The sequence below is a fragment of the Xanthomonas sp. SHU 308 genome, assembly GCF_000364645.1.
Classification (GTDB): Bacteria; Pseudomonadota; Gammaproteobacteria; order Xanthomonadales; family Xanthomonadaceae; genus Xanthomonas_A; species Xanthomonas_A sontii.
Map to the genome: position 1 here is coordinate 1 of NZ_AQOK01000776.1, position 10,996 is coordinate 10,996.

The window sequence follows — 10,996 nt, forward strand, 5'->3', positions numbered from 1 at the left end:
ATCGGCGGGCAGTGCAGTGGACGGCTCGGCGGAATCGGTCAAAACGGGCTCGGCGCGGCGAACGAAGTCGCCAGTTTAGCGGGAAGGCGCTTCCGGGCCGGAACCGCCGTGGTCGCCACGATGCCGGGCATCCCGGTGCCGCACATTGATCTGAATCAAGGTCGAACGCGCCGGCGCGGCGGAAGATCGCCTCCAATCTCCCGCCACTCGGCCACCCAGATGCACATCTTCCACGAGGTAGCACAGCCATGATCGACACCACTGTCGTAGAGCTGTCGCGGCTGCAGTTCGCCATGACCGCGATGTACCACTTCCTGTTCGTCCCGCTCACCCTGGGCCTGTCCTTCATGATCGCGATCATGGAGAGCGTGTACGTCATGACCCGCAAGGACGTGTGGCGGCGCATGACCCTGTTCTGGGGCGTGCTGTTCGGCATCAACTTCGCGATGGGCGTGGCCACCGGCATCGTCATGGAGTTCCAGTTCGGCATGAACTGGTCCTACTACAGCCACTACGTCGGCGACATCTTCGGCGCGCCGCTGGCGATCGAAGGGCTGATGGCGTTCTTCCTGGAGGCGACCTTCATCGGCCTGTTCTTCTTTGGCTGGAGCAAGCTCACCCCGGTCAAGCACCTGATGGTGACCTGGCTGATGGCGCTGGGCACCAACCTGTCGGCGGTGTGGATCCTGATCGCCAACGGCTGGATGCAGAACCCGACCGGCGCGGTGTTCAATCCGGACACCATGCGCATGGAAGTGGTGGACTTCATGGCGGTGGTGTTCAACCCGGTGGCGCAGGCCAAGTTCGTGCATACGGTCAGCGCCGGCTACGTGACCGGTGCGGTGTTCGTGATGTCGATCAGCGCGCTGTACCTGCTGCGCGGCAAGCACCGCGACATCGCCCGACGTTCGTTCGCGGTGGCCGCCGCGTTCGGCCTGGCGTCCTCGCTGTCGGTGGTGGTGCTGGGCGACGAGAGCGGCTACGCCGCCAACGAGCACCAGAAGATGAAGCTGGCCGCGATCGAGGCGATGTGGGAAACGGAGCAGGCGCCGGCCGACTTCACCGCCTTCGGCATTCCCAACCAGGCCACCGGCAAGAACGACTACGCGATCAAGGTGCCGTACCTGATGGGCCTGATCGCCACGCGCTCGTTGAACACGCCGGTGCCGGGCATCCTGGAACTGGTCAAGCGCGCCGAGCACCGCGTGCGCGGCGGGCAGATCGCCTACGGCGCGCTGCAGCGGCTCAAGGCCAACCGCAACGACGCCGAGGCGCGCGCGGTGTTCGACCGCCACTGGCAGGACCTGGGCCACGGTCTGCTGCTCAAGCGCTACCGCGAGGACATCCTCAACGCCACCCCGGAGGAGATCGCCAAGGCCGCGCTGGACACGGTGCCGCGCGTACTGCCGCTGTTCTGGACGTTCCGGGTGATGGCCGGCCTGGGCTTCTACCTGATCGCGTTCTTCGCCGCCGCGCTGTGGTTCTCGTGCAAGCACAATTTCGAGGACAAGCGCTGGTTCCTGAAGCTGGCGCTGTGGACACTGCCGATGCCGTGGATCGCGATCGAGTGCGGCTGGTTCGTGGCCGAGTACGGCCGCCAGCCGTGGGCGGTGGAAGGCGTGCTGCCGACCTTCTATGCCGCTTCCGGCCTGGCCCTGCACGACATCCTGATCACTCTCGCCGGCTTCGTGGCGATCTACACCACGCTGCTGATCATCGAGATCAAGCTGATGCTCAAGGCGATCCGCAAGGGGCCGGACGACCTGCCCGCCCTGCTGCAACCCGCCCCGCGTCCCGTCACCCCGATCGCCGCACCTGCGGCCGCCGGCCACCTCTGACCCCGGCAGGAGACACACCATGGACTTCATTGCATTGGACTACACCACGCTGCGCGTGATCTGGTGGCTGCTGCTGGGCATCCTGCTGATCGGCTTCGCGGTGATGGACGGATTCGACCTGGGCGTCGGCGCGCTGCTGCCGTTCGTGGCCAAGACCGACGCCGAGCGCCGGCTGGTGGTCAACACCATCGGCCCGGTCTGGGAAGGCAACCAGGTCTGGTTGATCCTGGGCGGCGGCGCGATCTTCGCCGCCTTCCCGCCGCTGTACGCGGTGAGCTTCTCCGGCTTCTACCTGGCGATGTTCGTGATCCTGTTCGCGCTGATCCTGCGCCCGGTCGGGTTCAAGTTCCGCGGCAAGCTGCCCAGCCAGCGCTGGCGCAACGGCTGGGACTGGGCGCTGTTCGTCGGCGGCTTCATCCCGGCGCTGATCATGGGCGTGGCGGTGGGCAACGTGCTGCTGGGCGTGCCGTTCCACTTCGACGACACCCTGCGGGTGTTCTACACCGGCAGCTTCTTCGGCCTGCTGATGCCGTTCGCCCTGCTCGCCGGCCTGCTCAGCGTGAGCATGCTGGTGGCGCACGGCGCGGCGATGCTGGTGCTGAAGACCGACGGCCCGGTGGCCGAGCGCGCGGCGCGCTACGGCAGCATCGCCGCCCTGGCGGCCTGCGCGCTGTTCGCCGGCGCCGGAGTATGGGTGGCTACCGGCCTGCCCGGCTATGCGGTCACCTCGCAGGTGGTCACCGACGGCGCCACCAACCCGCTGCTGAAGACCGCCGTGCTCGGCGAGGTCGGCGGCTGGATGCACAACTACCAGACCATGCCGCTGACCGCCCTGGCCCCGGCCGCCGGCCTGCTGGGCCTGCTGCTCAGCGCGGTGCTGCTGCGCAAGCGCCGCGGCGGCCTGGCATTCATCGCCTCCGGCGCGGCCATCGCCGGCATCATCCTGACCGTGGGCTTTGCGATCTTCCCGTTCCTGCTGCCCTCCTCCAGCCAGCCCGGCTCCAGCCTGACCGTGTGGGACGCCTCCAGCAGCCACCTGACCCTGTGGATCATGCTGCTGGCCACCGTGGTGTTCCTGCCGATCATCCTCGGCTACACCACCTGGGTGTACCGCGTGCTCAAGGGCAAGGTCACCGCCGCCTCCCTGGACGACAACCCCAACGCGTACTGACGCGCCCGCAAGGAGAAACGATCATGTGGTACTTCGCCTGGATTCTCGGTGTCGGCCTGGCCTCCACCGCCGCCATCCTCAACGGCATGTGGTTCGAGGCGCGCGAGCGCAACGCCGCGGATGCCGCCGCGGACGCGACCGACGCGGCGGACTGAAATTTTTTTGCAAAGGCGCTTGCCGAATGCGGAAGACCTCCGTATCATGTGCGGCTCCTTCGGGGTGTAGCTCAGTCTGGTAGAGCGCTACGTTCGGGACGTAGAGGTCGCAGGTTCGAATCCTGTCTCCCCGACCAGTTTCAAGGTCACAAGAAGCCTGGAAAACCACAGTTTTCCGGGTTTTTTTGTGTCTGCAATCCGGGATAGGCCGCGCGGTGCGGTGACACCCCTCCTGCCCCTGCCCCGGCCAGCACGCGTCCTCTGGGGGCCGCGGCGGCTTGACTCCATGGCCTGGCTTTTCGCCACAATGGTGGCGGGGAACCGGCGCATTCATCCCCACCTCCTTCCTTGGCGACCAAGCGTGCCGGAAGCGAGGTGGCGGGAATGTCCGTTTCGACGTTCACGACTCAGACAAACGGACACGACACCATGAAACTGCAAGCGGCACTGTGCCTCTCGTTGATCGTTTTGTATTGCGCACCCGCAGCAGCGGTGACCGAAACCGACAAGCAGGTGGACCGACTCGGCGTGCAGGGTGTACAGGGCGGCGCGACTGCCTACTTCAGCGTCAAGGATGCGCTCTCCACCACCTGCAAGTTCGACATCGTCTACCTCAACCTCGGCGACGAGTTCGGCAAGGCCGCCTATGCGAGCCTGCTCGCCGCGCAGACCTCGGGCAAGAAGCTCTCGCGCTTCGAGTATTGGCAATCCGCTCCAGGCGAAACCTGCACGCTCTCGCTGGTCGAATCGCACAGCTGATCGGCACTGACTACGGCCGCGCTCAGCGCAACCGCGCCTTCAACAGCGGCCGCAGCAAGTAATTGAGCACGCTGCGCTTGCCGGTGAGGATGTCGACCTCGGCTACCATGCCGGGGATGATCGGCAACGCTTCGCCACCGCGGCGCAACTGGCTGCCGTCGGTGCGGATCAGCACCTGGTAGAACGACTCCTTCCCATGCGGAGTCTGCTCCTCGATGGTATCGGCGCTGATCTGTTCGACCGTGCCGTTGAGCTCGCCGTAGATCGTGTAGTCGTAGGCGGTGATCTTGACCCGCGCGTTCATGCCCGGCACCAGGAACGCCACGTCGCGCGGCTTGATCCGCGCCTCCACCAGCAGCCGCTCCTCCACCGGGATGATCTCCATGATCGGCTCGCCCGGCGGGATCACGCCGCCGCGGGTGTTGATCAGCACGGTGTTGACCCGTCCGCGCACCGGCGACAGGATCTCGGTGCGGCGCAACTGGTCGTGGCGCTGGCGCACGATCGGCTCCAGTGCACCGAGATCCGCCTTGCGCTTGGCCAGTTCGGTATACGCCTCCTGGAAGTAGCTGTTGCGCAGCTCGCCGAGCCGGCCCTGCAAGGTGGCGATGTCCTGGCTGAGCTTGAGCGCCTCGACCTGGCTGACCGCGCCGCGGGCCACCAACGGCCGCACGATGTTCAATTGATCCTGGGCAAGGCGGATCTGCCGCTGGATCGCCTGGCTGCCTTCGGCCAGCTTGCTGCGGCGCGACTCGAACAGGTCGCGCTCGGAACGCTGCAAGGCCTGATTGGAGGCGACCTGCTCAGGGAAGGCGATGCGGTCCTTGCCCAGCACTTCGGCCTCCAGGCGCGCGATCGCCGCATGCAGCACCTGCTCCTGGTTGACCGACTCCTGATAGTTGGTCAGGAAGTGGGTGCGTTCCAGGCGCACCAGTGGCTGTCCCGGTTTGACCAGTTCCCCTTCCTGCACCAGCAGCCGGTCCAGGATCCCGCCCTCCAGGCTCTGGATCTTCTGCATGCGGCTGTACGGCACCACCCGGCCATCGCCACGGGTGACCTCGTCCAGCTCGGCCCAGGCCGCCCAGGCCAGGAAGATCGCCACTGTCGCCAACACGGTCCACAACAACGGCCGGTACAGCGGATGGGTGGAGGCCAGCAGCGGATCGGCCAACCGCCGCCGCAGTGCGATCGCGGTGCGCTCAACCATGGCCGCCCGCCAGTGCCGGCGCCGGCGCCTGTACCCGGTTGCCCTGCAGCACCTGCTCCACCGGTCCATCCACCACCACGCGTCCTTGCCGCAGCACCACGGCACGCCGGGTCAGTTCGAGCATGCTGCGCTTGTGCGTGCTCAGCACCAGCGTGCGCGTGCCCAGCCAGCGCTGCAGGTAGGCGATGACCAACTGCTCGCTGTGCTGGTCGAACGCCGCGGTGGGTTCGTCGAGCAGCACCACGCCGGGATCCTGCAGCAGCAGCCGCGCCAGGCCCAGCGCCTGCCGCTGTCCGCCGGAAAGACTGGTGTTGCCCTGGATCGGCAGGTCCAGGCCGAAGGGATGCGCGCGCACGAATGCCCCCAGCCCCACCCCGTCCAACGCCGCGTACAGTTCGTCGTCGCCCAGCGACGCGCCGTGCAGGTTGAGGTTGTCGCGCAGGCTGCCGTGGAACAGGGCCACGTCCTGCGGCAGGTAGCCGATGTTGCGCATGCGGTCGGCCGGGTCGATCTGCGCGATCGCCACGTCGTCGAGCAATAGCCGCCCCGATTGCGCGTCGACCAGGCCCGCCAGCAGGCGCAACAGGGTGGACTTGCCGGCGCCGTTGCCGCCGAGCAACGCCACACGCTCGCCGGCGCCGATCCGCAGCGCCTGCACGTCCAGCGCCGGCGGCTGATCGCCATGGCGCAGCGTCACCGCATCCAGGCGATAGTCGCCCTTCAGCCGCAGCTTGTGCACGAAGCGCTTGCCGGCTGGACGGTCCTGCGCTGCGCCCAGCAACTGGTCCAACCCCTCCATCGCCACCCGGGTATGCTGCCAGCGCCCCAGCACCGCGGCCGCCTGCCCCAGCGGCGCGATCGCGCGTGCGGCCAGCAGCGAGCAGGCCACCAGCGCACCGACGGTCATCTCGCCCTGCTGGATCCGATAGACGCCGAACACCACCACACCGACGTAGGCCAGCTGCTGCACCACCGAGGCGGCATAGCTGAGCGCGGTGGTCAGCGAATGGGTCTTCATCGCCGAGGCCGCCAGTTGCGCGGTCAGCCCCTCCCACAGGCCCTGGCAGCGACCCTCGGCACGCGCGGCCTTGATCGATTCCAGATGCTCGAACGCCTCCAGCAGCAGGCCGTTCTTCATCGCACCCTCGCGCAGGTTCTGCCGCGACAGCGCGCCGAGCAGGCGCTGCGCCAGCAGCCCGGGCAGCACCATCAACACGCAGGCGACCAGCGGCACCCACACCACGTGGCCGCCGATCAAGGCGATGATGGCCAGGAAGATCGCCACGAACGGCAAATCGCTGATCAGCGCTGCGCTGGACGTGGTGTAGAACTCGCGCACCGACTCGAACTCGCGGACCTGCGTACTGAAGGCCCCCATCGACCCCGGTTTGGCCGCCATGCGCATGGCCAGCACGCGCGAGAACAGCAGCGTGGACAACTGCAGATCCAGGCGCTTGCCCAGCACCGCCAGCAACTGCCCGCGCAGGGTGCGCAACACGCCTTCCAGCACGATGGCCAGGACCACGCCGCTGGCGAGGATCCACAAGGTATCGAAGGCCGCGTTGGGCACCACGCGGTCGTAGACCTGCATTGCGAACAGCGCGGTGGCGATCGCCAGCAGGTTGGCGACCATCGCCGCCGTCGCCACTTCGGCGTAAGAGCGCCACAACTTCTTCAGCGGGCCGTAGAACCAGTGCTCCGCGTCGCTGCCGGCATAGCCGCCGATGCGTCCATCGTCGCGAAAGCGCGGTTTGGCGAATACCGCCGAGCCACTGTACAGCCGCTCCAGTTCGGACAGCGGCATGGCCTGCTCGCCGCCACTGGCATGCGGCAGCAGCACCCGCGCCTGCTCCGACTCCATCGCTTCCAGCAGCAGGGTGCGACCATCGTGCAGCAACAGCAGCGCGGGCAGCAGATAGCCGTCCATCCCCGCGAGCGGATAGTCCAGCACGTCGGCATTGAGATCGGCACGGCGCAGTGCCCGGGGGACCAAACGCAAGGGCAGTCGCCCCTGATCCAGCGCAATGCCATCCACCAGTTCGGCATCGGTCAACGGCCGCCCCAGGCGCTGGCACAGCAACAACAGGCCAGGCCGCAGGCCATCCACCTCCGCTGCCTGCGGGGTGCCGATCGACACCGCCGAATTGTCCTCAACCTGCATGGGCGCTCTCCCGGAACATGGCCTGCAACGCCCCGACCTGCGCCGCGGCACGGTAGCGCAGGCGCTTACGTTCGATCCGCAACGCGATCAACTGGCGTTCGGCCTCCAGCCGCTCGCGCTGTACGTTGAGCAGTTCGATCACCTCGCGCCGGCCCACGCTCAACTGCTCGCGGTAGAGCTCGGCCACCTCCACCGCCTGCTGCGCCTGTTGCAGCAGTGCCTGCTCGCGCCCGCGCAGCGCATCGCCTGCATCGGCCAGCGTCCGCACGGTGCGCAGGATCTCGCGGCGCACGGCATCCACGTTCCACTGCGCCGCTTCCAGGCGCTGCCGGGCGGCCTGCGGGCGCAGGAACGTCGACATGCCCTGAAAGACGTCCATGCTCAGGCGCAGCGAAATGGTCGAATCGTTCTGCAGGCGCCCGCCGACGTCGCGGCGCAGCGCGGCGGCTTCCAGATTCAGTTGCGGCTTCAACGCCGCGCGGGCCTCGCGCACTTCCGCCTCGGCGGCACGCACCTGTTCGTTGGCCTTGCGCAGCAAGGGCGAGGCGTCCACCGTCCGCGGCAGCTGCGCCGGCGCCAATTGCGGCAGGTCCGGCAGGTCCGGTTCGAGCAGACCCTCGGCCTCCGTGCCAACCAATAGCAGGAATTGGTTGCGTACCTCCTGCAGCGTGCCCTGCTCGGACGCCAACTGGTCCTGCCCGCGCGCCAGTTCCAGCCGCGTGCGCTCCAGTTCGCTGCGATCGGCGTAGCCACCGCTGCGCGCTTCGCTGAGGTCGGCGATGGCCTGCAGGCGTTGCAGATGCGCCTGCACCGCCTGCAGCCGCTGCTGCGCCAGCAGTACGTCCAGGTACACGTCCACGATCGCCAGCGCGGCATCGTCGGCGGCCACCTCCACCCCGGCATCCTGCCCGCGCTGCTGCGCCCGAGCCGCCGCGACCCTGCTCGACACACGGCCCCAGTCGTACAGCATCTGCGAGAGGTTGACGTCGTAGACCACCTCGCCGGGATCCATGGCCTTGGGCCCGGCGCCCACCGACAACGCCGGGTAGTAGCCGCTGCGTGCGATGCGCACGTCGGTGGCGGCACGTGCCGCCTCGGCCATCGCCGCGCGCAGCTGCGGCTCGCTGCTCAGGCCTTGTTGCACCGCCTGGGCCAGCGACATGGCGAAGGCACCTGGCGGTACCGCCAGCAACAGCCAGACGCAGGCGCTGGCCACCCGGCCAGGCCGGCGCACGCGCCGGCCGTGCGTGCAGGTCTCCCCCATCAGGCCGTCACCACCGCAAGCGTGTTGTCCTCCACCAGCAACGTGGCGCTGCCGAAGCTGTAGACGTGGTAGGTGATGCCATCGATCGCCTGTGTTGTGCCGCTGTCGACGGCACCGACGACGTTGAGCACATCCGCGCTGTCGCCGGTGATCTGCAAGGTATCGTTGCCGTCGGTGATTGCCAGCACCTCCGACGCAGTCAGGGTCAGGGTACTTCCGGAGTCGCCCTTGCCCAGGTCGATACGCTCGATGTTGGACAGCGTGCCCACGCCTGCCGCGTTGTAGTCCAGGTCGATGCCGTTGGCGAACAGCACCGTATCGAAGCCGGCGCCACCGTCGATGCTGGTGAAGTTGGTCGCGGTGATCTGGATGGTGTCGTCGCCATTGCCGGCCGACACCTGATCGCCGCTGCCGACGTTGAAGATCAGGTCGCTGCCGTCGCCGGCGACGATACGCTCGCTGCTGCCGTCGGCGCCGGACAGGATGTCGATGCCGCCAGTACCATTCACGCTGATGGTGCCGATGCTCAGGGCCGCGCCACTGCCGGACAGGCTGATGCCATAACGCGCACTGTCGTTGCCGAGCGTGTCGGTGGCGACCACTTCGAAGGCGACCTGCGCGCCAAGGTTGAGCACGCCGGACGCGGTGAGCCCGAGTTGGCTCAGGACGCTGGGACTGAGCAGGTTCAAGGCGAAGTCACCATTGGCGTCGGCCTGGATGGGCGTGAGTTCGACGTTGAGCGCCGGGGTGATGACGCGGATCGCCAGGCTGGCATTGGGGTCGGCGTTGCCGCTGAATCCGAAGGTCGCCGGCAACAGCGCGAAGTCCAGCCCGAAGTCGCCCAGCGTCAGCGGCTGCGCGATGTTGGCGCCAACCCCCAGCGAGGCGACCGAACTGGTGTTGCCCGCCGGATCGGCGCCCACCACGGACACCTGCGCGTTCAGCAACTGCGACCAGCTCAGGCCGATATCCAGGCCGGTGAGCAGATCCAGCGAGGCCAGGCCGCTGTTGTCGGCCGTCAGCGTGGCCGTGGCCTGCACGCCACCCACATTGACGTTGACCGTCAGTGCAGTGCCCGGTTCGCTGGAAATCGTCAGCAAATTAGCGACCAGCAACAGCACCGGAGTGGCCGGCGGGATCGTATCGATGGTGAAGCCGACCGAGGACGAGGCCGGGCCCCCGTTGAGATCGGCGGTGACCGTCGCGGCGCCCTGCGGCAACGCGGCGCCGCCGCTCGGCGGCAGCACCGAGACCACCACGTTGCCGGCAGCGAGGTCGCCGCTGGTGAGCGTGTGCGGGACATCCACCACGTAGCCGTTCTGACCGGCGAAATGCACGGTGACCACCTGGCCGACCAGCATGTTCGGCCGCAGTTGCACCACCACCTGGATGCCGTCGCCGATTTCCGCAGCGTTGATCCAGGTATCGCCGGCCTCGGGCACGCTGAGCAGCGGCGGCGACAGATCCGGGGCAGTGAGCAGTGCGGGCGGGCTGACGTTGCCGGCGGCATCGACCGCCACCACCGACAGTGCCTGCCCGATCACCAGCGCCGGCACCAGCGGCAGGCTGAAGGCGCCATTGCCATCGGCCTGGATCAACAGGGGATTGGCGGTATCGCCGTTCACCACCACACGCAGTTGCGCGTTGGCTTCGGCGGTGCCGGTGAGCAGGCTGCCGTCCAGGCTGATCGTGACCAGCGGTGCCGCCGGTGCCAGCGCATCCACCGTGGTGGTCGCCGGAGGACTGACATTGCCGGCGGCATCGGTGGCCACGGCGTTGACGACGGTGCCGTCCGGCAGTGGCGTCCCCGGGGTGACGCTCCAGTTGCCGGCGCCATCGGCGGTGGTCTGCCCGATCAGCGTGCCGTTGCCGTCGGTGACGGTGACCGTCGCACCCGCTTCGGCCGTACCGACGATCGCCGTGCCGTTGCTCGGCTGCAGCACCGGCGCCGCCGGTGCCAGCGCGTCGATTGTGGTGGACGCCGGCGGGCTGGCATTGCCGGCCGCATCGGTCGCCACGGCATTTACCACCGTGCCGTTCGGCAAGGCCGTGCCCGGTGTGACGCTCCAGTTGCCGGCGCCATCGGCGGTGGTCTGCCCGATCAGGTTGCCATTGCCGTCGGTGACAGTGACCGTCGCACCCGCTTCGGCAGTCCCGACGATCGCCGTGCCATTGCTCGGCTGCAGCACCGGCGCGGCCGGTGCCAGCGCATCGACCGTGGTGGACGCCGGCGGACTGGCATTGCCAGCCGCGTCAGTCGCTACGGCGTTCACGACGGTGCCATCCGGCAACGCGGCGCCCGGCGTCACACTCCAGTTGCCCGCGCCATCGGCGGTGGTCTGCCCGATCAGCGTGCCGTTGCCGTCGGTCACCGTGACCGTCGCACCCGCCTCCGCCGTACCGACAATCGCCGTGCCATTGCTCGGCTGCAGCACCGGCGC

Annotated in this window: 9 protein-coding genes and 1 tRNA gene; 6 read left to right on the forward strand and 4 right to left on the reverse strand. The window is 68.0% G+C overall.

The genetic code is table 11. The features are described 5' to 3' along the window. From D588_RS28645 to D588_RS0120255, 6 genes are all read left to right on the forward strand, one after another. The coding region (locus D588_RS28645) for a hypothetical protein (protein WP_232764338.1) at positions 1 to 252 on the forward strand (252 nt) is incomplete at its 5' end. Then, entirely contained in the window at positions 249 to 1,838 is a 1,590-nt protein-coding gene (locus D588_RS0120235) for a cytochrome ubiquinol oxidase subunit I (protein ID WP_017910523.1), read from the forward strand. The genes D588_RS28645 and D588_RS0120235, both read left to right, overlap by 4 nt. A gap of 19 nt (positions 1,839 to 1,857) precedes the next feature. After that, positions 1,858 to 3,009, forward strand: coding sequence for a cytochrome d ubiquinol oxidase subunit II (gene cydB / locus D588_RS0120240; RefSeq protein WP_026143931.1), 1,152 nt, complete (start codon positions 1,858 to 1,860; stop codon positions 3,007 to 3,009). Positions 3,010 to 3,032: 23 nt separating this feature from the next. Then, on the forward strand, positions 3,033 to 3,164 hold the full coding sequence (gene cydX, locus D588_RS0120245) for a cytochrome bd-I oxidase subunit CydX (protein WP_017917291.1): 132 nt from the start codon (positions 3,033 to 3,035) through the stop codon (positions 3,162 to 3,164). Positions 3,165 to 3,224: 60 nt separating this feature from the next. Continuing rightward, a tRNA-Pro gene (locus tag D588_RS0120250) sits at positions 3,225 to 3,301 on the forward strand. 355 nt (positions 3,302 to 3,656) lie between these two features. Next, complete coding sequence (locus tag D588_RS0120255) at positions 3,657 to 3,923, forward strand: hypothetical protein (RefSeq protein WP_017917292.1); 267 nt, start codon at positions 3,657 to 3,659, stop codon at positions 3,921 to 3,923. 22 nt (positions 3,924 to 3,945) lie between these two features. On the opposite strand, the gene D588_RS0120260 is transcribed toward D588_RS0120255, so the two are convergent. The 4 genes from D588_RS0120260 to D588_RS0120275 form a co-directional block, all read right to left on the reverse strand. Beyond that, positions 3,946 to 5,130, reverse strand: a complete 1,185-nt coding sequence (locus D588_RS0120260; RefSeq protein WP_026143933.1) for an HlyD family efflux transporter periplasmic adaptor subunit — start codon at positions 5,128 to 5,130, stop codon at positions 3,946 to 3,948. Continuing rightward, a complete protein-coding gene (locus tag D588_RS0120265; protein WP_017917294.1) occupies positions 5,123 to 7,291 on the reverse strand; it encodes a type I secretion system permease/ATPase in 2,169 nt (722 codons plus the stop codon). The genes D588_RS0120260 and D588_RS0120265 overlap by 8 nt, the downstream gene beginning before the upstream one ends. Then, entirely contained in the window at positions 7,281 to 8,555 is a 1,275-nt protein-coding gene (locus tag D588_RS25720; RefSeq protein WP_017917295.1) for a TolC family protein, read from the reverse strand. The genes D588_RS0120265 and D588_RS25720 overlap by 11 nt, the downstream gene beginning before the upstream one ends. Beyond that, on the reverse strand, positions 8,555 to 10,996 hold a 2,442-nt coding region (locus tag D588_RS0120275), incomplete at its 5' end, for an Ig-like domain-containing protein (RefSeq protein ID WP_017917296.1). The genes D588_RS25720 and D588_RS0120275, both read right to left, overlap by 1 nt.